This is a genomic window from Amycolatopsis solani, from assembly GCF_033441515.1.
Lineage (GTDB): Bacteria > Actinomycetota > Actinomycetes > Mycobacteriales > Pseudonocardiaceae > Amycolatopsis > Amycolatopsis solani.
On the sequence record NZ_JAWQJT010000001.1, the window covers coordinates 780,876 to 804,857 of the forward strand.

Annotated in this window: 25 protein-coding genes and 3 tRNA genes; 11 read left to right on the plus strand and 17 right to left on the minus strand. The window is 70.1% G+C overall.

What is annotated here, in order from left to right; all coding sequences use genetic code 11:
• Positions 1-12: 12 nt before the first annotated feature.
• The gene (locus SD460_RS03950; RefSeq protein ID WP_247015542.1) at positions 13-876 is read right to left on the minus strand and encodes a helix-turn-helix domain-containing protein; all 864 of its coding nucleotides are present in this window, start codon (positions 874-876) and stop codon (positions 13-15) included.
• A gap of 237 nt (positions 877-1,113) precedes the next feature.
• Here SD460_RS03950 and SD460_RS03955 point away from each other — a divergent pair, with 237 nt between their 5' ends.
• Together SD460_RS03955 and gnd are read left to right on the plus strand one after the other, a co-directional pair.
• Positions 1,114-2,034, plus strand: coding sequence for an MBL fold metallo-hydrolase (locus tag SD460_RS03955; RefSeq protein WP_290057513.1), 921 nt, complete (start codon positions 1,114-1,116; stop codon positions 2,032-2,034).
• 84 nt (positions 2,035-2,118) lie between these two features.
• Entirely contained in the window at positions 2,119-3,558 is a 1,440-nt protein-coding gene (gnd, locus tag SD460_RS03960; protein ID WP_290057514.1) for an NADP-dependent phosphogluconate dehydrogenase, read from the plus strand.
• A 96-nt stretch (positions 3,559-3,654) separates the two neighbouring features.
• On the opposite strand, the gene SD460_RS03965 is transcribed toward gnd, so the two are convergent.
• From SD460_RS03965 to SD460_RS03985, 5 genes are read right to left on the minus strand one after another with little or no spacing between them, the layout of a single operon-like run.
• Positions 3,655-4,392 (minus strand): Clp protease N-terminal domain-containing protein, encoded by a 738-nt coding sequence (locus tag SD460_RS03965; protein WP_290057515.1) that lies wholly within the window; start codon positions 4,390-4,392, stop codon positions 3,655-3,657.
• A 32-nt stretch (positions 4,393-4,424) separates the two neighbouring features.
• Entirely contained in the window at positions 4,425-5,648 is a 1,224-nt protein-coding gene (locus SD460_RS03970) for an NAD(P)/FAD-dependent oxidoreductase (protein ID WP_290057516.1), read from the minus strand.
• Positions 5,649-5,672: 24 nt separating this feature from the next.
• Complete coding sequence (locus tag SD460_RS03975) at positions 5,673-6,464, minus strand: IclR family transcriptional regulator (protein ID WP_318306538.1); 792 nt, start codon at positions 6,462-6,464, stop codon at positions 5,673-5,675.
• 4 nt (positions 6,465-6,468) lie between these two features.
• On the minus strand, positions 6,469-6,789 hold the full coding sequence (locus SD460_RS03980; RefSeq protein WP_290057517.1) for an NIPSNAP family protein: 321 nt from the start codon (positions 6,787-6,789) through the stop codon (positions 6,469-6,471).
• Positions 6,789-7,928, minus strand: a complete 1,140-nt coding sequence (locus tag SD460_RS03985) for a 5-methyltetrahydropteroyltriglutamate--homocysteine S-methyltransferase (protein WP_290057518.1) — start codon at positions 7,926-7,928, stop codon at positions 6,789-6,791. Before SD460_RS03985 ends, SD460_RS03980 begins: the two co-directional genes overlap by 1 nt.
• Positions 7,929-8,047: 119 nt before the next feature.
• Here SD460_RS03985 and SD460_RS03990 point away from each other — a divergent pair, with 119 nt between their 5' ends.
• Positions 8,048-9,370 carry a nucleobase:cation symporter-2 family protein gene (locus tag SD460_RS03990; RefSeq protein WP_290057519.1) on the plus strand — a complete coding sequence of 441 codons (1,323 nt, stop codon included), beginning with the start codon at positions 8,048-8,050 and terminating at the stop codon, positions 9,368-9,370.
• Here the strand turns inward: SD460_RS03990 and SD460_RS03995 are convergent, their stop codons facing one another.
• Complete coding sequence (locus SD460_RS03995) at positions 9,371-9,886, minus strand: hypothetical protein (protein WP_290057520.1); 516 nt, start codon at positions 9,884-9,886, stop codon at positions 9,371-9,373.
• Positions 9,887-10,055: 169 nt separating this feature from the next.
• On the opposite strand from SD460_RS03995, the gene SD460_RS04000 reads away from it, so the two are divergent.
• On the plus strand, positions 10,056-10,784 hold the full coding sequence (locus SD460_RS04000) for a rhomboid-like protein (RefSeq protein ID WP_290057521.1): 729 nt from the start codon (positions 10,056-10,058) through the stop codon (positions 10,782-10,784).
• A gap of 44 nt (positions 10,785-10,828) precedes the next feature.
• Positions 10,829-13,153, plus strand: coding sequence for a sensor domain-containing protein (locus SD460_RS04005; protein ID WP_290057522.1), 2,325 nt, complete (start codon positions 10,829-10,831; stop codon positions 13,151-13,153).
• Here SD460_RS04005 and SD460_RS04010 read toward each other — a convergent pair.
• The 8 genes from SD460_RS04010 to SD460_RS04045 form a co-directional block, all read right to left on the minus strand.
• Positions 13,147-13,932, minus strand: coding sequence for an arylamine N-acetyltransferase family protein (locus SD460_RS04010; protein ID WP_290057523.1), 786 nt, complete (start codon positions 13,930-13,932; stop codon positions 13,147-13,149). The genes SD460_RS04005 and SD460_RS04010 overlap by 7 nt on opposite strands.
• A 33-nt stretch (positions 13,933-13,965) precedes the next feature.
• Complete coding sequence (locus SD460_RS04015) at positions 13,966-14,316, minus strand: YciI family protein (protein WP_290057524.1); 351 nt, start codon at positions 14,314-14,316, stop codon at positions 13,966-13,968.
• Positions 14,317-14,426: 110 nt separating this feature from the next.
• Positions 14,427-15,815, minus strand: a complete 1,389-nt coding sequence (locus tag SD460_RS04020) for a hypothetical protein (protein WP_318305925.1) — start codon at positions 15,813-15,815, stop codon at positions 14,427-14,429.
• Positions 15,816-16,158: 343 nt separating this feature from the next.
• Positions 16,159-16,232 (minus strand) — tRNA-Phe (locus SD460_RS04025).
• 31 nt (positions 16,233-16,263) lie between these two features.
• Positions 16,264-16,337, minus strand: a tRNA-Asp gene (locus SD460_RS04030).
• Between the two features lie 21 nt (positions 16,338-16,358).
• Positions 16,359-16,431: transfer RNA gene (locus SD460_RS04035), tRNA-Glu, on the minus strand.
• Positions 16,432-16,530: 99 nt separating this feature from the next.
• A complete protein-coding gene (locus SD460_RS04040) occupies positions 16,531-17,304 on the minus strand; it encodes an SCO6745 family protein (RefSeq protein ID WP_318305926.1) in 774 nt (257 codons plus the stop codon).
• 149 nt (positions 17,305-17,453) lie between these two features.
• Positions 17,454-17,708, minus strand: coding sequence for a hypothetical protein (locus tag SD460_RS04045; RefSeq protein WP_290062670.1), 255 nt, complete (start codon positions 17,706-17,708; stop codon positions 17,454-17,456).
• Between the two features lie 638 nt (positions 17,709-18,346).
• Between SD460_RS04045 and SD460_RS04050 the strand changes: the two genes are divergently transcribed.
• On the plus strand, positions 18,347-18,781 hold the full coding sequence (locus SD460_RS04050) for a hypothetical protein (RefSeq protein WP_169734784.1): 435 nt from the start codon (positions 18,347-18,349) through the stop codon (positions 18,779-18,781).
• Positions 18,782-18,868: 87 nt separating this feature from the next.
• On the opposite strand, the gene SD460_RS04055 is transcribed toward SD460_RS04050, so the two are convergent.
• On the minus strand, positions 18,869-19,072 hold the full coding sequence (locus SD460_RS04055; RefSeq protein ID WP_003097368.1) for a cold-shock protein: 204 nt from the start codon (positions 19,070-19,072) through the stop codon (positions 18,869-18,871).
• A 457-nt stretch (positions 19,073-19,529) separates the two neighbouring features.
• Here SD460_RS04055 and SD460_RS04060 point away from each other — a divergent pair, with 457 nt between their 5' ends.
• The 5 genes from SD460_RS04060 to SD460_RS04080 all read left to right on the plus strand — a co-directional run bounded on the left by SD460_RS04060 (position 19,530) and on the right by SD460_RS04080 (position 22,505).
• On the plus strand, positions 19,530-20,741 hold the full coding sequence (locus SD460_RS04060) for a L,D-transpeptidase (protein ID WP_318305927.1): 1,212 nt from the start codon (positions 19,530-19,532) through the stop codon (positions 20,739-20,741).
• 171 nt (positions 20,742-20,912) lie between these two features.
• Positions 20,913-21,200: a hypothetical protein gene (locus SD460_RS04065; RefSeq protein ID WP_290062664.1), complete on the plus strand. Its 288-nt coding sequence runs from the start codon at positions 20,913-20,915 to the stop codon at positions 21,198-21,200.
• A gap of 4 nt (positions 21,201-21,204) precedes the next feature.
• A complete protein-coding gene (locus SD460_RS04070; protein ID WP_318305928.1) occupies positions 21,205-21,756 on the plus strand; it encodes a SigE family RNA polymerase sigma factor in 552 nt (183 codons plus the stop codon).
• A 5-nt stretch (positions 21,757-21,761) separates the two neighbouring features.
• On the plus strand, positions 21,762-22,229 hold the full coding sequence (locus SD460_RS04075) for a hypothetical protein (RefSeq protein ID WP_318305929.1): 468 nt from the start codon (positions 21,762-21,764) through the stop codon (positions 22,227-22,229).
• Positions 22,230-22,250: 21 nt separating this feature from the next.
• Complete coding sequence (locus SD460_RS04080) at positions 22,251-22,505, plus strand: hypothetical protein (protein WP_290050711.1); 255 nt, start codon at positions 22,251-22,253, stop codon at positions 22,503-22,505.
• Positions 22,506-22,569: 64 nt separating this feature from the next.
• On the opposite strand, the gene SD460_RS04085 is transcribed toward SD460_RS04080, so the two are convergent.
• Positions 22,570-23,862 (minus strand): MFS transporter, encoded by a 1,293-nt coding sequence (locus SD460_RS04085; protein WP_290050709.1) that lies wholly within the window; start codon positions 23,860-23,862, stop codon positions 22,570-22,572.
• Between the last annotated feature and the right edge of the window lie 120 nt (positions 23,863-23,982).

The window sequence follows — 23,982 nt, forward strand, 5'->3', positions numbered from 1 at the left end:
GGACCGTTCGCCCTATTGGATCTGCTGCATCTGGGCGCGGTAACCCTCCGCGAGCTCCTTGAGGAACTGCCGGGTCTCCTGCCGCTCCAGCGCCGCGCCCCGCAGCCGGTCCCACGAGTCGACGAAGATGTTGAAGTCCTTGACGTCGTCGAGGTACAGACCACCGGCGGAGTGCTCGATGTAGACGAAGTCCCGGGTGCGGTCCGGGAAGCGCATGATCGTGAAGTCGTTGGGCACCGCGGCCAGCCGCGCGCCGAAGGGCAGCACGTGCACGTACACCCGCGGGTGCCGCTCCAGCGAGAGCAGGTGCTCGACCTGGTCCAGCATCACCGCGGGCGCATACCCGCCGGGAGCTCGGCGCAGCGCGCCCTCGCTGATGATGAACCGGTAGTACGGCGGCTGCTGCTGTTCGAACACGGCCTTGCGGTCGAGGCGGTTGCGCACCAGAGACGTCACGTCGGTGGCGCCGGCCTCGGTGAACTGCTTGAGCATGTAGTGCTCGGACTGCAGCGGGCCGGGGATGCGCTCGCCGTGCCAGGTGAGGATCTCCGCGGCCGCGGGCTCCAGGTCGGTGAAGGTGCGGAACCAGTGCGGCACCACCGAGCGGTAGCCGGACCAGTGGCCGCGCTGCCCGGCGGCGGCGCGCGCCAGGTTCATCAGCGTGTCGGCCTCTTCGCCGTTGATCCCGAACGCGTTCAGCATGGATCGCACATCCCCGAGTTTCACCCCGACGGCACCGGACTCGATCTTGTTGACCTTGCCCTGGGTGCAGCCGAGGACCTCGGCGACCTGCTGCTGTGTCATCCGCGCCGCGGTGCGGGCATGCCGGAGCTCGTTCCCGAGCTGCTTCCGGCGCGAGGTGACGGTGCTGGCCATCGCCCTGCTCTCCCGGACCACTACCAAGCGACGGCGGCCTCCCGGTCGCCGTCGCGCGCGAACTATCGAACCCACCCAGGTTAGTGCTTCACCTTGCGGATCTCGATGATGACATCGCGCAGCGTTCCAGGAAACGTCGCGGAATGCCAGTCACCTGCGCAATCACTCGCCTGGACCAGTGAAATTCCTAATTATTCGGCCAACCGGCGGAGCGGGGCCTGCGGCATAGTGGGCGCCGTGACCGATCGTTCGCCCTCCGCCGCCGCCGTCACCCGCCTGGCCGACGAAGTCCACGGCTACGTCCAGCCGGACGGCTCCTGGTACATCAACAACTGCGGGTTCGTCGACGCCGGCGACCACACCGTCCTCATCGACACCTGCTCGACCGAGCGCCGCACGCGCGCGCTGCTCGCCGCCGTCGAAGCCACCACCGGCAGCCCGGTGACGACGCTGGTCAACACCCACCACCACGGCGACCACACCAACGGCAACTACCTCGTCGCGACCGCGACCGTGGTCGGCCACCGCAAGACCCGCGAGCTGCTGGTCGCCGAAGGCATCCAGACGTTCGACGGCGTCTTCGTCGGCAGCGATTGGGGCGAGCTGCGCTCGCGGCCGCCGGAGGTCGTGTTCGACGACCGGCTGACCGTGCACGCCGGCGACACCACCCTCGAGCTGATCCACCCCGGCCACGCCGCCCACACGACCAACGACGTCCTGGTCTGGCTGCCGGAGCAGCGCGTGCTCTACGCCGGTGACCTGGTGTTCAACGGCGGCAGCCCGTTCGCGCTGATGGGCTCGGTGGCGGGCTGGCGCCAGGCGCTGGACGTGATCCGGGAACTCCAGCCGGAGGTGATCCTGCCCGGCCACGGGCCGGCGTGCGGGCTCGACGTCGTCGACACCGTGGACGCCTACTTGAAGTTCGTCCAGGAGACGGCCGAGCGCGGCAAGGCGGCCGGGCTGACCCCGCTCGAAGTGGCGAAGGACACCGATCTCGGCGACTTCGCGGTGCTGAGCGAGCAGGAGCGGCTGCCGGGCAACCTGCACCGCGCGTACGCCGAGCTGGACGGCGCCGAGTGGGGCGCGCAGATCGATCTGGCGGCGGCGGTCATGGACATGGTGGCGATCAACCGGGGCCCGATCCGCTGCTTCTCGTGAACTGCGTGAGCCGTAGCTCCGTACCTCCCATGAGGCGTCGATCGGACTAGGGTCTGAATCGAGAGAGTCTTCGAGAGGATTCGGATGAGCAAGAAGGCGAGCATCGGGGTCACCGGCCTGGCGGTCATGGGCCGCAACCTGGCCCGCAACCTGGCCCGGCACGGGCACACGGTGGCCCTGCACAACCGGTCCGAGGAGCGGACCCGCGCACTGGTGGAGCAGTTCGGCGACGAAGGCGACTTCATCCCGGCGTACTCCGCGCAGCAGTTCGTCGACGCGCTGGAGCGGCCGCGCCAGGTCGTGATCATGGTCAAGGCGGGCGGTCCGACGGACGCCGTCATCGAGGAGTTCGCGCCGCTGCTCGAAGAGGGCGACGTGATCATCGACGCCGGCAACGCGCACTTCGCCGACACGCGCCGCCGTGAGAAGGCCCTGCGCGAGCGCGGGCTGCACTTCGTCGGCAGCGGCGTCTCCGGCGGCGAGGAGGGCGCGCTGCACGGGCCGAGCATCATGCCCGGCGGCTCGAAGGAGTCGTACGAGTCGCTCGGCCCGCTGTTCGAGGACATCTCGGCCAAGGTCGACGGCCAGCCGTGCTGCACGCACATCGGCGCGGACGGCGCCGGCCACTTCGTCAAGATGGTGCACAACGGCATCGAGTACGCCGACATGCAGCTGATCGCGGAGTCGTTCGACCTGCTGCGCCACGCGGGTGGCTACTCCCCCGCCGAGATCGCCGACGTGTTCCGGACCTGGAACACCGGGCGGCTCGACTCCTACCTGATCGAGATCACCGCCGAGGTGCTCGCGCACGTCGACAAGGCGACCGGCAAGCCGTTCGTCGACGTCGTCGAGGACGCCGCCGAGCAGAAGGGCACCGGCCGCTGGACCGTGCAGATCGGCCTCGACCTCGGGGTCCCGATCTCGGGCATCGCCGAAGCCGTCTTCGCGCGTTCGCTGTCCGGCTCGAAGCCGCTGCGCGCGGCGGCCCGCGGCCTCGGCGGCCCGTCGGCGACGCCGCTGTCAGGTTCCTCGCTCGAGCGCTTCGCGGACGACGTCGAGCAGGCGCTCTACGCGTCGAAGGTGGTCGCGTACGCCCAGGGCTTCAACCAGATCCAGGCCGGCGCGACCGAGTACGGCTGGGACATCGACCTCGGCAAGGTCGCCTCGATCTGGCGCGGCGGCTGCATCATCCGCGCGAAGTTCCTCAACGACATCACCTCGGCCTACGCCGAAGAGCCGGAACTGCCGACGCTGCTCACCTCGGGCGGCTTCCGCAAGGCGGTCGAGGACGCGCAAGACTCGTGGCGTTCGGTGATCTCCACGGCGGTCCAGCTCGGCATCCCGACGCCGGGCTTCTCGACGGCGCTGGCGTACTACGACGGCCTCCGCGCCGACCGCCTCCCGGCCGCTCTGGTCCAGGGCCAGCGCGACTTCTTCGGGGCCCACACCTACCGCCGCGTGGACCGCGAAGGCTCGTTCCACACGGCCTGGGCCGCCGAGGGCCGCCCGGAGTCCGAGGCCTGATCCGGTGCTGCTCTGATCGGGAAGACCCCCTGGTCCATCCCGATCAGAGCAGCGTCACCAGCACCAGCGCGAGGAGCGCGGCCGCCAGCAGGGCTCTCACTGCCCGCGGGCGGCGAGGATCTCCGCCAGCACTTCCTGGATCTTGGCCTCGGCCTTGTCCTTCTTGACGCCGAGGCCGTCGAGCACCTCGAACCCGGCGCCCTCACGCTGTTCCAGCAGCGCCAGGAGCAGGTGCTCGGTGCCGATGTAGTTGTGCCCGAGCCGCAGCCCCTCGCGCATGGTCAGCTCCAGCGCCTTCTTGGCGCCCGCGGAGAACGGCACCACGTTCGGAACCGGGTCCACTGCTTCGGGCAGCCGCGCCTCGGCGGCCTCGCGGACGGCGTCGAGCTGCACCCCCTGGGCCAGGATCGCCCCGGCGGCCAGCGCCGCCGGCTCGGTGAGCAGGCCCAGCACGAGGTGCATGGTGCCGATCTCCGGGCTGGCGTGGTCCACGGCCGACTTCTGGGCCTCGACGATCACGTGCCGCGCCCGGTCGGTGTAGCGGCCGTAGACGCGTTCGATCGCGCCGGAGGGGTCGCCGGCGGGGTCGACCTTGGGCACGAACCGCTTCTGGGCGGCCTGTTTGGTGACGCCCATGCTCTTGCCGATCTCGGTCCACGACGCCCCGGAGCGCCGGGCCTGGTCCACGAAGTGGCCGATCAGGTGGTCGGCCACTTCGCCGAGGTGTTCGCCCACGTAGACGGCGTCGGACAGCTGGGCGAGGGCGTCCTTGTCGTTGTTGCTCTTGATCGCGCTGATGAGGTCGTCGAGTTTGACGTTGGCAGGAAGGTCCATGCCGTCAACTGTAGGTTGACGATCTTCTGTCGTCAACCACGGGTTGACGCTAGATGTCCCTTCAGGTTGAAGTCGCTCGCCTCGAGGTCCGCGTACCGCGGGTGCGGATCGGCGGTGAACAGGCGTCGCGCGGCGATGTGGTCGGCCGGCCGGTTCACCGACTCGACGGCGATGAGGACGCCGTCGCGGAAGGACAGCACCGAGAACTTGCCCGCGTCGCGGTCGCCGGCGACCACCGTGCGGTCGGCGTCGGCGAGGATGCCCGCGATCTGCAGCTTCGCGCCCGCCTGGTCGGTCCAGAACCACGGCAGGCTGGCGTACGGCTCGGGCGTCCCGGTGATCGCCGCGGCCACGCTCCTGGCCTGGTCGACGGCGTTCTGCACGGACTCCAGCCGGGTGGCCGCGCCCGCCTGCACGCACGGGAAGTTGGCGCAGTCGCCGATGGCGAAGATCTTCTCGTCGGCGGTCCGCAGGTGCGCGTCGACGACGACGCCGTTGGCCACCGGCAGCCCGGCGGCGGAGGCGAGCGACGTCTCCGGCACGACGCCGACGGCGACCACGACCAGGTCGGCGGGCAGCCGGGTGCCGTCGGACAGCTCGACCTCGCGCACCCGCGAGTCGCCGTGCAGCGCCGAAACCCCTTGGCCGAGCAGCACCGTGTGCCCGGCTTCGCGGTGCAGCGCGGCGAAGTAGGCGGAGATCTCCGGCGTCGCGACCCGGTTGAGCAGCCGGTCCTGCGCCTCGACGATCGTCACCGGGCGCCCGGCGTGCGAAGCGAACTCGAGCCCGATGAAGCCACCACCGACCACGACGACGTCCGAGGCGGCGGCGAGGGATTCGCGGAGCCGGTCGGCGTCGTCGCGGGTGCGCAGGGCGAGCACGCCCGGCAGGTCCGCGCCCGGCACGGGCAGTTCGCGGTTGCGGGCGCCGGTGGCCAGGACGAGGTGGTCGTAGGCCAGCTCACGGCCGTCTTCCAGCCGGACCAGGGCGTCCGGGCGATCGATCGCGGCGACCCGCCCGGCGACCAGCTCGATGCCCTTCTCGGCGAAGAAGTCCTCACCACGGAGGTGCAGCTGCTCGAGCCCGGCGGTCCCGGCGAGGTAGGCCTTCGACAACGGCGGCCGCTGGTACGGCACGCCCGGCTCGTCCCCGATGAGCACGACCCGGCCGTCGAAGCCCTTGTCCCGCAGCGAAGCCACGGCCTGGAACCCGCTCTGCCCCGACCCGACGACGAGAACCGTGTTCTGTGCACCCATGACCGCCATCCGATCACAAGTGGCTCAAACCGTCGAGGAACCACCACTCGACCGCAGGGCGCGCGGGGCCCCGAGCACCCGCGAGATCCCCCGCGCCGCGGCCCGGACGGCCGGGACCAGCGTCCGCGGGTCCGTCCCTTCCGCGGGGACGACCACGGAGATCGCCGCCGCCACTTCGTCGGTGGCGTCGAAGACCGGGGCCGCCACGGACAACGCGATCAGCTCGATCTGGCCGTCGCTGATCGCGTAGCCGTCCCGCCGGACATCGGCGAGGACGCGCCGCAGCTGCCCGGGCGAGCCGATCGTCTTCGGCGTGAACGTCTTGAGCGGCCCGGCCAGGACCTCCTCCTGCGCCTCGGCGGGCGCGTGCGCGAGCAGCACCTGCCCGACGCCGGTGGCGTGCGCGGGCAGCCGGCCACCCACCCGCGTCAGGACGTTGACCGCGCCGCGGCCGGAAATGCGCTCGACGTAGACGACCTCGGCCCCGTCGAGCACCGCGAGCTGCACGTTCTGGTGGGTGGCCTCGTAGAGGTCCTCCAGGAACGGCATCGCGCTTTCCCGCAGCTCGGCGCCGTGCGGCGCGAGCGAAGCGACCTCCCACAGCCATAACCCGACGCGGTACACGCCCGCTTCGTCGCGGACGAGCGCCCCGCGCCGGGTCAGCTCGCCGGCCAGCCGGTGGGTGGTCGACAGCGGCAGCCCGACGCGGCGGCTGAGCTCGGACAGCGTGAGCCGCGGCCGCTCGGCGGTGAAGGCGCCCAGCAGGTCGAGGACGCGGTCCACGACCGACGGCGGCCGCTTCGCGCTGTGCCGCACCGGCTCAGTCTTCGTCGTCACCCGGCAGCAGCGGGCGCATGAACGTCCGCCGGTACCGGAGCACGCAGCCGCTTTCCTCGCGGATCTTGTCGGCCTCGATGAAGTCCGGGTCGACGCCGAACAGCGTCCGGTAGCGCTCGTACGCGGCGAGGCTCTCGAAGCTGAACAGCGCCCGCGCTTCGTCGCTCGCCCCTTCCGACGGCAGGAAGTAGCCGTGGTGGATGCCGCCTTCGCGGTTCACCAGCCGCATCCACGCGGCGGCGAAGCGTTCGAAGTCGGGGAGCTTCGCGGGGTCGATGACGTAGTCGACGACGCACGTGATCATCAGTGGCCGCCCCAGACGCGGTCGGCCGTCGTCACGAGCAGCTCCAGCTTCCGCAGCTGGTCGTCCGTCGTCAGGTCGTTGCCCTCTTCGGTCGATGAGAACCCGCACTGCGGCGACAGGCAGAGCTGGTCGACGTCGACGTACTGGGACGCTTCTTCGATGCGCCGCACCAGGACGTCGGCGTCCTCCAGCTCCGGCCGCTTCGTCGTGACCAGGCCGAGGACGACCTTCTTGTTCTTCGGCACGAACCGCAGCGGCTCGAAGCCGCCGGAGCGTTCGTCGTCGAACTCCAGGAAGAACCCGTCGACGGCGAGGTCGCCGAAGAGCGCTTCCGCGACGAACTCGTAGCTCCCGGACGCGACCCACGACGACCGGAAGTTGCCGCGGCACAGGTGGGTCGTGACGGTGAGGTCCTCGGGACGGCCGGCCAGCGCCGCGTTCATCGTCGCGATGTTGCGCAGGTGCTGGGTGTCCGGGTCGCCGCCCATCCGCGCGACGAGCTCCCGCTGCGCCGGGTCGTTGAGGTAGGCGAGGCTGGTGTCGTCGAGCTGGAGGTACCGGCAGCCGAGGCCGTGCACGGCGGAGACCTGCGCCGAATACGCGGCGCTCAGGTCGGTGAAGAACTCTTCGAGGTCCGGGTAAACGCTCTCACTGACCGCGGCCCGGCCGCCGCGGTAGTAGACCATGCTCGGCGACGGGATGGTCAGCTTCGGTGTCACCCCGTCGTCCACATGGGACTTGAGGAACTCGAAGTGCGAGGCGAAGATCGGCTCGTCGAGCCGCACCTTGCCGTCGACCTGCAGGCCCGGCGGGCTGAACTCGAGGTCCCCGGCCAGGTTGTGGAACTTGACGTGCAGCCGCTCGTCGCTCTTGGAGATGCCGCCCAGCGCGTAGATGAAGTCCATGTGCCACGAGGCGCGGCGGAATTCGCCGTCGGTGGCCGAACTCAGCCCGGCCGCCTTCTGCATCTTGATCACGTCGCGGATCGCGTCGTCTTCGACCGCGCGGAGCTGCTCCGCGCCGATCTCACCGGATTCGTGCCGCCGCCGCGCGTCACGCAGCACCGGGGGCCGCAGGAGGCTCCCGACGTGATCGGCGCGGAACGGCGGGCCCACCTGGGGAATGCCGCCCGAAGTCATGCACCGATGGTCACACATTCCGGGCCGTCGCGCCGCCCCCGGAAACAAGATCATGACGTCGGGGTCTTGCTACCGTCACGCGCACCGCGTTGGCTGTCTCCCGCGGAAAGGGGCTGTGCATGACGAAACACCCGGTAGACGAGGTCCTGCCGGCCGGACGGCTCGCGCTGCTCGGTCTCCAGCACATGTCGATCATGTACGCCGGGGCGGTCGCGGTGCCGCTGATCGTCGGCAGCGCGCTCAAGCTGGATCCGGCGACGATCGGGTTGCTGGTCAACGCCGACCTGCTCGTCGCGGGCATCGCGACGCTGATCCAGGCGGTCGGCATCGGGAAACTGCTCGGCATCCGGCTGCCGGTGGTGGCGGGCGCGACGTTCAGCGTCGTCAACCCGATGATCCTGATCGCGTCGCAGTACGGCCTGACCGCGGTCTACGGCGCGATGCTGGCGTCCGGTGTCTTCGGGCTGCTCATCGCGAAGCCGTTCGCGAAGCTGATCCGGTTCTTCCCGCCGCTGGTCACCGGGACGCTGCTGCTCGTCATCGGCGTCTCGCTGCTCGGCCCGGGCGCCGGCCTGATCGCGGGCAACGACCCGACCGCACCGGATTACGCGGCCCTGTCGCACCTCCTGCTCGCGTTCGGCGTCCTCGCCCTGCTCGTGCTGTTCACACGGGTGCTGCGCGGGTTCGCCAACCAGATCGGGCCGCTGCTCGCGCTGGCGATCGGCCTGGTGGTGGCGATCCCGATGGGGCTGGTGCACTGGGACGGACTCGGCGCGGCGAGCTGGTTCGGGCTCGCGTCGCCGTTCCACTTCGGGGCGCCGACGTTCCCGGTCGCCGCGGTCCTGTCGATGTGCGTGGTCATGCTGGTGACGTTCACCGAGTCGACCGCGGACATGATCGCCGTCGGCGAGATCACCGGCCGGCCCCCGACCGACTCCGACCTCGCGCGCGGCCTGGCCACCGACGGCTTCTCGGCCGTGCTCGGCGGCGTGCTGAACTCCTTCCCCGACACGGCGTTCGCGCAGAACGTCGGACTGGTGCGGATGACCGGCGTGCGCAGCCGCTGGGTGGTCGCGGTGACCGGCGGGATCCTGGTGCTGATGGGCCTGGTGCCGAAGATCGGCGCGTTCATCGCGGCGATCCCGCAGCCGGTGGTCGGCGGCGTCGCGGTGGTGATGTTCGCGATGGTCGCCGCGGTCGGCGCGCAGAACCTGAAGAAGGTGGAGTTCTCGGGGAACCACAACACCTTCATCGTCGCGGTCGCTCTCGGCGTCGGCCTGCTGCCGGCGTTCGCCCCGAAGATCTTCCAGCACTTCCCGGCCTGGCTGCAGACGATCTGCGGCAGCTCGATCACGGTGGCGGCGGTGCTGGCGTTCGCGCTGAACCTGCTGTTCAACCACCTCGGCCGGCGCGCGGAGCCGGACCTGCTGGAAGCACCGTGATCACCAGCAGATGATCAGCAGGCACGTCGACGGCTTCGGCGGCGCCGGGGGCTTCGGGCGAGTCGACGGCTGACCGCCCGGCGGGGTCGTCGTGGTCGCGCTGGCCGAGCCGGACGGGTCGCCGCTGGTCGGCGTGGTGGTCGGCGTCGTCGAATCCGCGCTGGTCTCGCTGGTCGGGGAACTGCCGGGTACCTCGGTGACGGTCTCCCGGGGCACGCCGACGCCGGGGACGACGTCGCCACCGCCGGTGCCGCCCTCCGGGGGCGAGTCCGTGGCCTGGTCGGCGCCGCCCAGCCCGGTGGTGCGCTGGGGGAACGGGATGACCTGGATCTGATCGACCGCCGACGCGTCCGGCGTGCTCTTGCCGCCGAGCCCGACCAGCACCGCGGCGGCTCCGCAGCCGATGACGACGGCGAGCATCACCGCGAGCACTCGCCACCGCGACTGCCCCGGTCCCGCCCGCTCGCCCCAGCCCTCGCGCACGAGCAGCTCGGCGACCGATATCTCGTCGTTCACCCCGACAGACCTTCCCGAGAGGCCTTTCGGCCGACATCGTGGCCGTATTTTTACCGCACAAGACACCCAAATGGGTGAGGAACTGGTAAAAATCTCTTTCCCGTCGCGTGATCTGACGGTGAGTGACAACCACAGCGTTTTCTAAGCTGGCACTCGTGATACTCCCAGCATGACCGGCGAAGCTCAGTCCATGCTGCTGAAAGCCGGACGGCCGCTCCCCGCGATCGCCGTCTCCCACCGCTTCAGCGTGCGGCGATTCGTCCGGTTCATCCCGAATCCGAAGGCGACGCCGTTCACCTTCGGCTACTTGACCCTGCTGCTCGGCACGACGCTGGTGCTCAAGTTCGCCGACCCGGCGCTGACCGAGCGGCTGCTCCGGCTGTCCAGCACCGACGCCCACAACCTCTGGCGGCGGCCGCTGACCTCGCTGCTGACCAGCGCGCTCTGGCTCTCCGACGAAGGCTGGCTCGCCTACGTCGTGATCTTCGCGATCGCCGTCGCCCCGCTGGAACGCCGGTTCGGCGCCCGCCGCGCGGCGACCGTGTTCTTCTCCGGGCACGTGCTGGCCACCCTGGTCACCGAGCTGCCGGTGATGGCGCTGATCAGCGCGCACGTCCTGCCGGACTCGGCCGGGCACTGGCTCGACATCGGCGTCAGCTACGGCTTCTTCACCACAGCCGGCGCGCTGGTGTTCCTGCTGCGTGGCCGGGCGCGGCTCGTCGCGCTGGCGACGGTGGAGGCGTTCATCGCGGTGATCTGGCTCGGCGACGACCCGGCGAGCCTCGATTCGGTCGTCACGCTGCTCGGCCACGCGTTCGCGGCGCACTTCGGACTGCTGTTCTGGGGTCCGCGGCTGCGCGCCGCGGCGGGTAGGCAGGCGTCGGAGTCGGTGGTGTAATCGACGGGCCACAGCCGCGATGCACGGGGGACGGACGGACGCTCATGGAGGCTGACTCGCTCACCGAGCTGGTCGAGCTGAGTCCGGACGCGATCTGCGTCCACGAGCACGGTGTCCTCACCTACGCCAACCGGGCCGCCCTCGAGACGTTCGCCGCGCGCGGCACCGCCGAGGTCGTCGGGCGGCGGTTCGCCGATTTCGTCGCCGAGGATTCGCAGGCCGAGCTGGCCGGGAAGCTCGAAGGACTAACCGAGCCCGGGCAGGCGAGCGAGCCCGTCGAAGCGCTGATGTCCCGGCTGGACGGGAGCAAGTTCGCCGTCGAGACGGTCGTGGTGCGCCTGCGGGGCACCGCCGCGTACCAGGTCGTCATGCGGGACATCACGGCGAAGAAGGCGGCCGCGGACGCACTCCGCTACCAGGCCGCGCTGGTGTCGCACGTCAGCGACGCCCTGATCGCGACCACCGGCGAAGGCGTCGTGACCAGCTGGAACCCGGCCGCCGAAGCGGTGTACGGCTGGACCGCGGCCGAGGCCGTCGGGCGGCGCGCGAGCGAGCTGGTCGGCGCGTCGCTGGACCTGGCGGCCATCCGGCGCGGCGGCGGCGTCGCCGAGGCGGTGCACCGGCGGCGGGACGGCGCTCCCCTCACGGTCCGCGTTTCGGCAGCTGAGATGAAAGACGGCTACGTGCTCGTCTGCTCCGACGAGACCGCGCGGCGGCGGGCCGAGCAGAACTACCGCACGGTCGTCGCGTCGCTCGACGAAGGCGTGCTGGTGATGGGCTCGACCGGGCTGATCGAGGCGGCGAACCCGGCCGCGTGCCGGATCCTCGGCGTGCCCGAGCCCGACCTGATCGGCGTCCCGTGCCACACGCTGGTGCTGTTCACCGAGTCCGGGCACTGGATCCCGCCGGACGAGATGCCGTCGGTGCAGTCGCGGCGGACCGGCGTCACGCACAACGGCCTGGTCGTGCGCCTGCGCCGGCCGGACGGGCGGGACGTCTGGGTGTCGCTGACGTCGCGGCTGCTCGACCCGGACGACCCGACGGCGCGGGCCGTCGTCACGACGTTCACCGACATCACCGAGACCCGCGCGATCAGCGCGCGGCTGGCCCACGACGCGACCCACGACCCGCTCACCCGGCTGGCGAACCGGACCCTGGTCCTCGACCGGCTCGACGTCCGCGGCCGCGGCGCGCTCACGGTGCTGTTCCTCGACCTGGACAAGTTCAAGGTCATCAACGACTCGCTCGGGCACCCGGTCGGCGACCAGGTGCTGCGGATCGTCGGCGAGCGCCTGCGCCGCAGCTCCGGGCGCGAGGACCTGGTCGGCAGGCTCGGCGGCGACGAGTTCGTCGTGGTCACCGGCGAAGTCACCGAGCCCGCCGAAGTCCGCGCGCTGGCCGAGCACCTGCGGGCCGCGCTGGCCGAGCCGATCGGCGTGCTCGGCAGGCAGCTGCACCTCGACGCCAGCATCGGCGTCGTCCTCGTCGGCGGCGCCGACGACCGCAGCGCGGAGGACCTGCTGCGCGACGCGGACATCGCGATGTACCAGGCGAAGACGCTCGGCCGGGGCCGGCACCACTTCTTCGACGTCGGCCTGCGCGAGCGCATGCAGCGGCGGCTGCGGATGGAGCAGGACCTGCGCGACGCGGTCCACGACGGCCAGCTCTGGCCCGCCTACCAGCCGGTGGTCGACCTGAAGACCGGCGAGATGGTCGCGGTCGAGGCCCTGCTGCGCTGGACGCACCCCCGGCAGGGCGCGATCTCGCCGGTGGAGTTCATCCCGCTCGCCGAGGAGAGCGACCTGATCAACGTGATCGGCAAGGCGATGCTGCGCGCGACGACCCGCGAGCTCGCCGCGCGGCGCACCTGCGATGGTCTGGACCTGACGCTGAAGGTGAACCTGTCGGCCCGCCAGCTCGACGACCCGCACCTGGTGCCGGCGGTCCAGGACGCGCTGGCGAGCACCGGCCTGCCGGCCGGCGCGCTGTGCCTGGAGGTCACCGAAAGCGCGTTGATGCGCGACCAGGAAGCGGCCGCGGAAGTGCTGGCCTCCCTCCGATCGCTGGGCGTGCTCCTGGCGATCGACGACTTCGGCACCGGCTATTCGTCACTGGCCCAGCTGCGGCGGCTGACCCTGGACACCCTCAAGATCGACCGCTCGTTCATCACCGGCATCGCCGAATCCCGCGACGCGGCGGCGATCGTCACGAGCATCATCGCGATGGCCCACGCCGTCGACCTGACGGTGATCGCCGAAGGCGTGGAGTCCGCGGAGCAGGTGGACCTGCTCCGCTCCCTGGGCTGCGACCAGGCCCAGGGCTACCACCTCGGCCGCCCGGTCGCGGCGGCCGAACTGTTCGGTCAGTAGGTCTCCAGCAGCCGCTCGAGTTCGGCCGCGGTGAGCTCGATGCCGAGGTCCTTGAGGGTGGCGTCGAGCTCGCCGGGTGCGACGGTGGTGGTTTCGCGGTGGCCACCGGGTTTTTCGACGGTGAGTTCGCGGCCGAGGAGCCGCCGGCTGACGCCCGGTTCGAGCGTCATGATCACGAGCCGTCCGGTGAACGGTGACTTCGGGTGCGTCGACGTGTAGTGGTGGAAGACCTCGTAGTCGATGGGGTGCATCCCGTTGAGCCGGAACTCGAGGATGTCCTCGCCGTCCTTTTGCAGCGTCCACCAGCCGGCTTCGTGCTTGAGCCGCTGCGGCCAGCCGGCTTGGTCGACTTCGGCGCCGTCCACGAGCGGCATCGGGTCGAGGATCCCGGCCCCGTACCCGACGTCGGCGAGGAAGCTCCGGCCGTCGACGTCCACGACGAGCGTCATGTGCGTGTACGGCCCGGGCCGCCGCGGCTGGACGCGTGCGGAAAGCCGGTGCACGGTGTAGCCGAGCCGCTCGAGGACGGCGGCGAAGAGGCCGCTCTGTTCGTAGCAGTAGCCGCCCCGCCGCCGCCCGACGAGCTTGGCGCTCACGACGTCGAGTGAAATCCCTTGGTGCTGCCCGAGAACGACGTCGACGTTCTCGAACGGGATCGCGCCGACGTGCCCCCGCATGAGTTCCCGCAACGCCGCTTCGGACGGCGGGCGGCGCTGCTGCCCGGTGCGCGCCAGGTAGGCGTCGAGATCGACGGCGTCGATGCCCCATTCATCGGTCATGGGTCCAGCGTGCACCCTCGACCTCGATCGAGGTCAACCCTCGTGCACGACCTTCCGGACCTCGACGGCGGTGTACTGCGCGTCCGGGATCTTGGCGGCCAGCTCGACCGCGCGCGCCTCGCTGTCGACGTCGACGACGTAGTAGCCGCAGAGGAACGCTTCGGACGCGACGAACCCGCCGTCCGCGGTGTGCGCCTTGCCGTCCCGGACGGTGACCGTCTTGGTGTCGGCCGCTTCGGCGAGGGCTTTGGTCTCGACCATCTCGCCGGACTCGGTGACGAGCTTGATGAAGTCGCCGTGTCCTTCGTAGACGCCGTTCTTCTGCTCGTCGGTGAGGGTGGCCCAGAGGGTGGGGTTCATGTGGAGGGTCAGGAGGTAGCGCATGTCAGCTCCCCGGTTCGGGTGGCGGCCCCCGGTGGGCTGCCTTCGCCGGTGGGTCGTGGCCGGCTCCCGAGTCCGGACATGGCTCTTCGCGGTTCACTCGTTCGGCCTAATCAGGCGAGACCGAGGGCGGCCAGCACCTTCCGCACCGCCTCGACGACCGGCGCGCCGACCTCGCCCGCGAAGGTGGCCACACCCAGGATCTTCTTCGCCGCCTTCTTGAGGAGGCCCGGCTCGCTCTTGCCGTCGGCGATCACCGCGTGCGCTTCGTCGACCTCCGCCGCCTCTTCCGCGTCGAGCCGGGGTTTCATCAGCTCGATCGCCTCGGCGAGCTCGCGGAGCGCGTCGTCCTTCCCGCCGACCGTCCAGGTGTTGCCTTCGACCTTGTTGTCCCGGCCGATCACGCTGTTCGACACCGGCGCGCTGATCTCGTACTTGTCGTTGCTGCTCATGTCGATGACCCTCTTGTCGACGTAGGTGATCCTGATGTGCCTGCCGGTCGCGCTTTCCGGGAGCCGCGCGGTTCGCTCGATCAGCAGGTCAAGGCTTTTGAGGATGCCTTTGCTCTGCCCCAGCAGTTCCGACCGCAGGCCGCGCAGGACGGCCGGGGAGGCCAGTTCTTCGCAGTTTTCGGCGAAGGCCAATGCGGAAGACTGGTCGAACCCGCCCCGCTGCCTCGGTACCAGGATTTTCAGTTGGGCGGCGAGGAAGCTCTTCAGCTTTTCTTCCGAGAACGTTTCCGGTGCGCTGTTCCAGGCCCGGATGACCCCGCGCAGCGATTCCCGTTCGGCGTGCAACCGCCAGAGGTTGCCGCGGATCTGCCGGGCGCGCGCCCGGTCCGCGACGGCGCCGGTGACCACCGACCAGACGGGGATGATCTTCGCGCCGGACTCCACCTGGTACCCGTTGACGGAAGTGCTGTCGAAGCGCCGGCTCCGCACGTCCGGGTGCACGCTCGCGGAAGGTTCCGCCAGCACCGCGGGGAGCCCGCCGACCACCAGGTCGCCCGGCGCGCTGAAGGATTTGGTCGTGGAGACCTCGATGAACCGCCGGGCCAGGGGTTTCCCGCTGTCGCCCAGCGCGCGTCCGGCGCCGGCGGGAGCACAGCGCACCTTCACGGACAGGCAGTCCAGCGCGATGTCCCGCAGGGCTTCCGCGGTCAGCCGGGCGCGGCGGCGCTCGTCGACGTCGAACCCGAAGTCGAGCCGGGCGGAGACACCGGAGGAGTAGAGCCGGCGGAACACCGGGGTGATCCGCGTGCCGTCCCGCAGCGACGGCGGCTCCGCGGCGACGAACCGGGCGAAGTTCCTCGCGTCGCAGAAGGCCCTTTCCCCGGACCAGTCGGAAATGCCCCCGCGCCGCCGATCCCGGATCGGGCCGGCGTCGCGCACGAACTCGTCGTCGCTGACCGGATCCGGCCAATGCGGAGAAGTGAGCCGCCCAGTGGGAAACGAAGCCAGCAACCGGAGATCGACCAGCGGCAGTTGCACGACGACGAGCATGAAATCGTTTCCCCCCGACGGCCCGAGCTTAGGGCAGAACGATCCCCTCGTCGAACGTAATGGGGATCGCCGCCCAGGAAGAGACCGGAGGGCCGGACCCGGAGCACCGCCGGGTCCCTCGCCCCGTCACGTCCGTCACCAGCACCAACCGGCGACGGCACCACGGCCGTCTCCTGCACTTGCCTCCACATGAGGACATCCCCCACGCACGAGGTTGTTCCCCGGCCGGCTCGCGGCCGCCGGGGACGTCGCTGCACGCAGCGAGCTTCCAGCCTAGCGCCCGGCTGTTCGTCAAACACAAGAAAGCCGCCTTGACCGGAGTCAAGACGGCTTCTTCGAACGGTGGCCAGGGCCGGGGTCGAACCGGCGACCTTCCGCTTTTCAGGCGGACGCTCGTACCAACTGAGCTACCTGGCCGGGAACGCCGGCAAGGAGCCGAACGATCTTGCGACCCTGACGGGACTCGAACCCGCGACCTTCGCCGTGACAGGGCGACGCGCTAACCAACTGCGCCACAGGGCCTTGCATTACTACTATACTGCGTACTCCCAACGGGATTCGAACCCGCGTTGCCGCCTTGAAAGGGCGGAGTCCTAGGCCACTGAACGATGGGAGCCCGGTCGGTTTCGGGTGACCGACCGACCGCGCTCTCAGGTCCCCCTGGGAGCGATTACAAGCATAGGGCACGCCACCACCGCTTTGCACAGGGGGTTCCTTAAGCCCTCGCCGAGGCTGGGACCTGCGCAAACGCCGCGAGTTCCGTCAATCGCCGCTCGAACTCGGCCAGCTCCCCTTCGGACAGCGCGGACCCGAGCAGTTCGTCGATCCGCTCGTCGGTGAGCGCCTCGGCGGCGCGCCACCGGTCACGGAGGTCCGGCTTGCGCGCAGCCGCGGCGACGAGGGCGTCGGCGGCGTCCTCCGGCCACGCGGTGCGCAGCAGCCGCGCGCGCCCGCCCTCGGGGTCGGCGACGACCGCCTCGGGCACCGTCACGCCCAGCGCCCGCAGCGCCGCGAAGTGCAGCCCGCCGCGCAGCTCGCGGAAGACCATCAGCGCGAAGCCGAGGCGCTCGACGTCCCCCTCGGGCCGGTCGGCGTTCTTCCAGCCGGCGAAGAGCGCCAGCCCGCTGGCGTCCGCGGCGTCGACGACGCGGAACAACAACTCGGCCAGGCGGCCGGGTTCCGGTACGGCCGAAAGGTTGACGCGCGACCACCGAGCCGATGACTCCGCGTAGGCGCGGACGGCGGCAGGCGCGTCGACGGTCGCCGTCGCCGCCGGCAGGACGAAGTCGAACAGCCAGTGCGGGAAGATCCCGAACAGCTCCGCGGCCACCTTCGGCGGCACGTCCCCGAGCACCGCCGACCGCCCCCGCAGGTACAGCGACCGCGGCGGCAGCCCGGCCTCCGCCTCGACCGCCGCCAGCTCCGGCGAGGTCATGAACGCGCCCCCGAGCACCTGCACCACCGGCCTGATCCGGTTCGCCGTCGTCATGTCCGTCCCCTTTCGACCCAGCTAACGTAACACTGTTACGAAACCTGCGTCAAAGAACGGGGAAAGACCTGCCAATTAATCCCCAGAAAGACGTTCAACCTGCGAGAACATCACGGGAAGGGCCCGGCGCCGACACCGGACCCACCGGCTCACCGCTGAACCGGCGCCTGCCCGTCGTCATCGAGGTTCAGCCCCAGCATCTCCAGCAACTGAACACAGTCGTCCACGTCCAACGCCCCGGCCGCGACCGCCAGCCGCGCCCGCCGAACCTGATCGTCGGACACTCGCTGCGCGTCACCGGACCCACTGCGCTGCGCCGGCAACGCCCCGGCGAACGGAGCACTCCCCCCATCGGCACCTTCGTACCGAAGGAGGAACTGCCGCACTTCAACAGACCCGCTCATAGCTCCTCCACACGGCTCACAACAGCTTGGCCGCGAGGCTAACCAGCGCCGGCCGCCACACACAGCCCCCCGGAGAGTGAACCTGAGGCCACGCTCCGCTCAACGCAGCGCAATCGGCAAGGCCGGAGAACAGCACCACCCGAACGAACGTCACCCACCGCGAAGTGACACCTCACGCGGAAATTTCCCGCTCTCCACTCGCCCCGGCCAGCAAGTCGTGCAACAATCGAGGTGCTGACACACCCCCGGTCAGCGCCTGTGGAGATCCCCTCCGACCCCCGCGTTCCTCCCCCTGGCGCGGGGGTCCTCCATTTCCGGGCCCTGCTCAGGCTCCGCCTTCCGCGGGCCCGTTCATTCCGTTGTATTGCCCGGGGGCCGAGCCCCCGGAGCCCCCACGGTGCCCTCGGCTCGGCTTGGCGGCGTGGTCCGCCTCGGGCGCTGGGCGCCCTCGCCCCCTTCAGATCGCCGTGGTTTTTCTTGATCGATTCGTTGCGTTATTGGGGTATTGCGCTCTGTCTCGAATCGACTCTCTTTGACTGGGCTGAATGGGGGGCGGTTGGTCTGATTGGGGAAATTCGGGGGCGTGTCGTGGCTCACAGTGGTTTGTGTGGCGAGACCTAACCGTTATCGTGGCTGACGTGCCTCTTCCCTCCCTTGGCCGCTTGAGCAGCCGGACGAACCTCAAAGCCGCGTCCTCCGGACGCCACCGTGGTGCCGCCAAGCCGGCGGACGACGGTGTCGTCGAGGACAAGGAACTCACCTCCTACCTCGCCGCGCTGGCGCCCGATGCCGACAACGAGAGCACCGGGACCGGCAAGCGCTTCGGCGAGGCGCAGGTCATCCAGCTCCGGATGAGCCTCATCGCCAACCAGCAGCTGAAGGACATCGCCGCCGAGCGGGACATCTCGCCCCAGGCGCTCGCTCAGGAGTGGATCCTCGAGCGGCTCAACTGGGAAGGCCAGGCGTCCTCGCTGCAGGACCAGCGCCAGCAGACCGGTGACCTCACCGACCTCACCGACGAGTTCCACTTCCCCGCCGACGCCTTCGAAGCGCCAGCCCTCGGGCGCCGCTGAACCACGCGGCACCCATGAGAAAGGGCCCCCGGCGACGAATCGCCAGGGGCCCTTCACTCAGGCCTTGGAACGCAGAGGGCCTGTTTGTCAGATCGCGCGGACCTTCTGGGCCTGCGGGCCCTTCTGACCCTGGCCGACCTCGAACTCCACTCGCTGGTTCTCTTCGAGGGTGCGGAAGCCACGCCCCTCGATCTCCGAGTAGTGAACGAACACGTCGCCTTCGCCGCCGTCCTGCGCGATGAAGCCGAAGCCCTTCTCCGCGTTGAACCACTTCACAGTGCCTTGCGCCACCGCTGTACTCCTCGTTACACAGATCCGCTTCGAATGCCACCGAAGCGGCACCCCGACCGTCCCGGGCGGTTCCAACGAGACGAGTCAAGAGCGGTTCGGCTCCATGGCTCGCGTCAGAAGTTCCGCGAGTGTGAAGCCACGAACACGCAAAACGACGGCCTGAGAGCAGACTACCGGGATCTGGCCAAAGTTGAACCCCGTGATCGAGGCGAAAACCGGCTCTGCGCACCAAGGTCACCGGAACGTCGTAGGGCTCGCGCCCGGTTCTGTCGGACCCACCGGCTAGTCTGGCGCAGCGCGGCGACACCGTGATCACCGGATACGGCTCGGAGTCGCCCGTGCCCCCTCCGTGAAAGCCCGCGCCGACCATTGTGACCCTCGTCACGTGACTCTTGCTCAACGTCGGTGGTCCGCGAGGCGTCTCGAAGGGGGGAGGCACCAAATGGGGCAAAGGGGAATGGGTGTGACGGTGAGGACTTCCACGCGGCGCCGGGGCGCGGCAGTGGTTCTGGGCTTGGTCGCGGTGCTCGCGCTGGGGGCGTGCAGCAGCGAACCGACGGTGTCGGCGAGCGGCTCGTCGGGCGGGGGCCCGACGGCTTCTCCCGCGCCCTCCGCGCAGCCCGCGAAGCTGACGGTGACGCCGGCCGGTGGCGCGCAGGACGTGGCGCCCGGCGAGCCGGTGGGGGTCCAGGTCGCCGACGGCACCATCCTGTCGGTCACGCTGACGAACCCGGACGGCAAGCAGGTCCAGGGCCAGGCGTCGGCGGACAAGAAGAGCTGGAACACCACCGAGCAGCTCGGTTACGGCAAGACCTACACCTGGTCCGGCCAGGTGCAGGGCGCCGACGGCAAGAACGTCGCCATCGGGGGCGCGTTCACCACCGTCAAGCCGAAGCGCCAGATGTCGGCGAGCCTGAACGTCGGGGACGGCCAGACGTACGGCATCGCGATGCCGATCGCGCTGACCTTCCCGAGCCGCGTCACCGACAAGGCGTCCGTCGAGAAGGCGCTGTCGGTCGAGACGACACCGAAGACCGAGGGCTCGTGGGCCTGGCTGAACGGCGACACTTCGGTGCACTGGCGGCCGAAGGAGTACTTCAAGCCGAACACGCAGGTGAAGGTCAACGCCAAGATCTACGGCGTCAAGATCGGCGAGGGCACCTACGGCAAGCAGGACGTGTCGGCCACCTTCGCGATCGGCCGCTCGCAGATCGTCAAGGGCAACACCACGCAGCACACCATGCAGGTGATCCGCGACGGCCAGCAGATCGCCGACTACCCGGTGAGCTACGGCCTCGACTCCGACCCGGGCCGCGTGACGCACAGCGGCGTCCACGTCGTGATGGGCAAGCAGGCCACGTACGCGATGAGCAACCCGAAGTACCACTACGAGAACGTCGTGGTGCCGTGGGCGGTCCGGATCTCCAACAACGGCGAGTTCATCCACGGCCTGGCGGCGTCGGTCTGGGCGCAGGGCAAGAAGAACGTCTCGCACGGCTGCCTGAACCTGTCGCCGGCGCGGGCGAAGGAGTACTACGACGGCGTGCTCACCGGTGACCCGGTGGAGATCACCGGCAGCACGCAGACGCTGACCGCCAAGGACGGCGACTACAGCGACTGGACCTACGACTGGGCGAGCTGGCAGAAGCTGTCGGCCCTCGCCGGCTGAAGCCACTGAGGAGGACCGGGCGGCCGGGAAGTCCATCGCGGGCTTCCCGGCCGTTCGTGTTTCGCCGCGGTGTTTTCCCCAGAATCCGATGCAACCCCGGCGCGCACCCACCGCATGAGTACGGGCAGAGGCGCGACGATCCCGGTCGCGTCCGCGAGAAGAGGAGCTGTCTTGCGTATCCGCATCGCCCTGACCCTCGGCGCGCTCGTGCTCGCCGGTGGTGCCCTGTCCGGTGGCATCGCGCTGGCCGACCAGGCGCCCCCGACCACCGCGCGGCCCACTGAGGCCCCGTCCGCGGTCCCGACGGCCACCCGCGCCCCGCAGCCGCCGTCCGCCGCTCCGGCGCCGCGTGAGACGACCCGGGCCGCCCGCCCGGCGCAGGCGCCGCGCGTTCCGCGTGCCGTGCCCGCCGGCCCGACCGGTGACCTGCACCTGCCGGCCATCGAGGTGGCCCGGTAACCAGGTGATCTCCCGCTCCCGTCCGTCGACCGGGCCGGGCTCGCCGTGGGACGGCGAGTTCGCCCGGTACTTCGGCGAGCGCGCGCACAGCCTGCGGTCGACCGCCTTCCTGCTCTGCGGGGACTGGCACCAGGCCGAGGACCTCACGCAGGCCGCGCTGCTCAAGCTGTACCTCGCCTGGCCGAGGCTGTCGCGCCACGACGCCTTGGACGCCTACGCCCGCAAGGTCGTGCTCCGCACGTTCCTCGCCGAGCACCGGCGCAGCAGGTGGAAGCGGGAGCGGCTCACCGACACCCCGCCGGAGCTCCCGGCGGGACCGGCCGCGAGCGACCAGGACGAACTCGTCCGGCAGGCTCTGGCCGTACTGGCTCCGAAGCAGCGCGCCGTGCTGGTGCTGCGGTACTTCGAGGACCTGAGCGTCGAGGAGACGGCGAAGGCGCTCGGCTGCAGCACCGGCACGGTGAAGAGCCAGGCCTCCCGCGGCCTGGCGACGCTGCGCAACCGGCTCGGCCCGCACTACGCGCTGACCTTCAGCGCGACCACAGAGGGGAGGTGACGAACATGGACCCCGAAGACGACGTCCGCGCGTACCTGACCGGCGCGGCCGGTGGCGCGCAGCCGCCGATGCGCCTCGAAGCCGCCGACGTGATCGAGCGCGGCGGCCGGGTCCGGCGGCGGCGCAAGCGGCTCGCCGTGGCGAGCACCTCGGCCGCGACGGCGGTCGTCCTGGCGGTGGCCGGTTTCCTGGCCGGTCACCGCGCCGGGCCGCCGGAGCCGGTGCAGCCCGCCGGCCCGGGACTGTCCACGATCGGCACCAGCTCCCCCGCGCCGTCGCCCGAGGTCGCCCCGCCGACGTCGATCGGGCCGCCCACGGCCGAGCCGGGCCGCACGCCGGCGCGCGCCACGCGGGCCCCGCAGCCGCCGTCGGCGGGCCGGGCGACGCAGCGGTCGGCGCCGAGCACCACCCGTCCCTCCTCGGAGCCGACCGAAACGGTCCCGCAACCGCCGGTGGCGAGCACGTCCCGCTAGCGTTTCCGCAGCTCAGGGCACGTGGCGCAGATCACCGCGCGATGGTGGGTTTCCGACGAAATACCCGAGCTGCCCGTGGCGATATGCCCTGTGGTGTTCCGATCGGACGCCGGACAACTGCTCAGCCGGACGCTTCGCCGCCGGCCCGAGAAACCGAGGAGGAAGCACATGGTGCTCGCCGCATTGATCGTCGAAACCGGAATCGCTGTCGTCATCGCGGGCTCGCTCGCCGCTTGGTCCCGCAAGCGCTTCACTCCTCGGAACGAAGCGAACTGACCCCAGCGCACACGTGTGCCCCGCCCGGTGATCCGGGCGGGGCACACGTCTGTCCGGCGGTCGTTCAGCGCTGAGCGGCCGCGGAGGTCAGCTTTCCCGTGTTGTCTTCGGTGTCGATCTGTTCCATCGGCACCTGCGAGGTCTCCGGGATCTTGATGATCGGGATGATCGCGATCAGCGCCGCCGCCATCAGGTAGTACGCCGGCCAGTCCTCGTTGCCGGTGCTCTTGATCAACGCCGTCACGATGACACCGCACGTACCACCGAACAGCGACGTCGAGATGTTGTAGCCGATCGCGAACGAGCCGTAGCGCACCCGCGTCGGGAACATCGCCGGGAACGTCGAGCCGATCACGGCGAGCATGAGCACCAGCAGGAGCGCCACGATCAGGAAGCCGACGAAGAGCCAGAAGATGCTCCCGGACTGCATCAGCTTCAAGCTCGGCCAGCTCAGCACCAGGAACCCGATGGCCGCGGTGAGCAGCAGCGGTTTCCGGCCGATCCGGTCGGACAGCGCGCCGAGCGGGATGATGATCGCCATCTGGATGACTTCGACGGCGATGATGATCAGCGTCGACGTGTTGTCGTTGATCTTCAGCGTGTCCGTGAAGTACGTCGGCATCGTCGTCAACAGCAGGTAGTCCGCGACGTTCAGCAGCAGCACGATGCCGATCAGGTTGAGGATCATCCGCCAGTTGCGGACGAAGATCTCCTTCAGCGGCGCCTTCTTCGGGGCTTCGCCCGCGGCCTCCATCCGGCGGAACTCGGGGGTGTCCTCGAGCTTGTTCCGCAGGTAGAGCCCGATCAGGCCGAGCGGCAGCGCGACGAAGAACGGGATCCGCCAGCCCCAGGCGTCGACCTGGTCGGCCGACAAGGACAGCGTCACCGACAGCACCACCAGGTTGCCGAGCACGTAGCCGGCCAGCGTGCCGAGTTCGAGGAAGCTGCCGAAGAAGCCACGGCGTTTCGTCGGTGAGTACTCGGCGATGAACGTCGCCGCTCCGCCGTATTCACCACCGGTCGAGAAGCCCTGGATGATCCGGAGCAGCAGGATCGCGATCGGGGCCGCGATGCCCATGCTGTAGCCGCCGGAGTACGTCGGCAGGACGCCGACCAGGAAGGTGCAGCCCGACATCAGCAGGATCGTGATGGCGAGGACCCGCTTGCGGCCGAGCTTGTCGCCGAGCGGGCCGAAGAACGCCCCGCCGAACGGCCGCACGATGAACCCGACCGCGAGCAGGGCCAGCGACTTGAGGACCGCGTTGCCTTCCCCGGGGAAGAACAGCGTGCCGATGCTGGTGGCGATCGCGCCCGAGGTGAAGACGCCGTAGTCGTACCACTCGGTCGCGTTGCCCATGGCCGAAGCCCAGACGGCCCGTTTGACGGTTCTCTCGTCCGCTGTCGGTTTGTCCGTCGTTGCTGCTGGTTCGCTCATGCCGGCGACGTCCTCCTCCGCACAGTGCCCACTGGGCCGTTC

Bases quoted from the DNA above. Each gene is read 5' to 3' on its own strand.
- SD460_RS04060 (WP_318305927.1), top strand. From the start codon at position 19,530: ATGGGTGTGACGGTGAGGACTTCCACGCGGCGCCGGGGCGCGGCAGTG.
- SD460_RS04020 (WP_318305925.1), bottom strand. From the start codon at position 15,815: ATGCTCGTCGTCGTGCAACTGCCGCTGGTCGATCTCCGGTTGCTGGCT.
- gnd (WP_290057514.1), top strand. From the start codon at position 2,119: ATGAGCAAGAAGGCGAGCATCGGGGTCACCGGCCTGGCGGTCATGGGC.
- SD460_RS04000 (WP_290057521.1), top strand. From the start codon at position 10,056: ATGACCGGCGAAGCTCAGTCCATGCTGCTGAAAGCCGGACGGCCGCTC.
- SD460_RS03985 (WP_290057518.1), bottom strand. From the start codon at position 7,928: ATGACTTCGGGCGGCATTCCCCAGGTGGGCCCGCCGTTCCGCGCCGAT.
- SD460_RS03980 (WP_290057517.1), bottom strand. From the start codon at position 6,789: ATGATCACGTGCGTCGTCGACTACGTCATCGACCCCGCGAAGCTCCCC.
- SD460_RS04045 (WP_290062670.1), bottom strand. From the start codon at position 17,708: ATGAGCGGGTCTGTTGAAGTGCGGCAGTTCCTCCTTCGGTACGAAGGT.
- SD460_RS03990 (WP_290057519.1), top strand. From the start codon at position 8,048: ATGACGAAACACCCGGTAGACGAGGTCCTGCCGGCCGGACGGCTCGCG.
- SD460_RS04040 (WP_318305926.1), bottom strand. From the start codon at position 17,304: ATGACGACGGCGAACCGGATCAGGCCGGTGGTGCAGGTGCTCGGGGGC.
- SD460_RS04005 (WP_290057522.1), top strand. From the start codon at position 10,829: ATGGAGGCTGACTCGCTCACCGAGCTGGTCGAGCTGAGTCCGGACGCG.
- SD460_RS04015 (WP_290057524.1), bottom strand. From the start codon at position 14,316: ATGCGCTACCTCCTGACCCTCCACATGAACCCCACCCTCTGGGCCACC.
- SD460_RS03965 (WP_290057515.1), bottom strand. From the start codon at position 4,392: ATGGACCTTCCTGCCAACGTCAAACTCGACGACCTCATCAGCGCGATC.
- SD460_RS04010 (WP_290057523.1), bottom strand. From the start codon at position 13,932: ATGACCGATGAATGGGGCATCGACGCCGTCGATCTCGACGCCTACCTG.
- SD460_RS03970 (WP_290057516.1), bottom strand. From the start codon at position 5,648: ATGGGTGCACAGAACACGGTTCTCGTCGTCGGGTCGGGGCAGAGCGGG.
- SD460_RS03950 (WP_247015542.1), bottom strand. From the start codon at position 876: ATGGCCAGCACCGTCACCTCGCGCCGGAAGCAGCTCGGGAACGAGCTC.
- SD460_RS04075 (WP_318305929.1), top strand. From the start codon at position 21,762: ATGGACCCCGAAGACGACGTCCGCGCGTACCTGACCGGCGCGGCCGGT.
- SD460_RS04085 (WP_290050709.1), bottom strand. From the start codon at position 23,862: ATGGGCAACGCGACCGAGTGGTACGACTACGGCGTCTTCACCTCGGGC.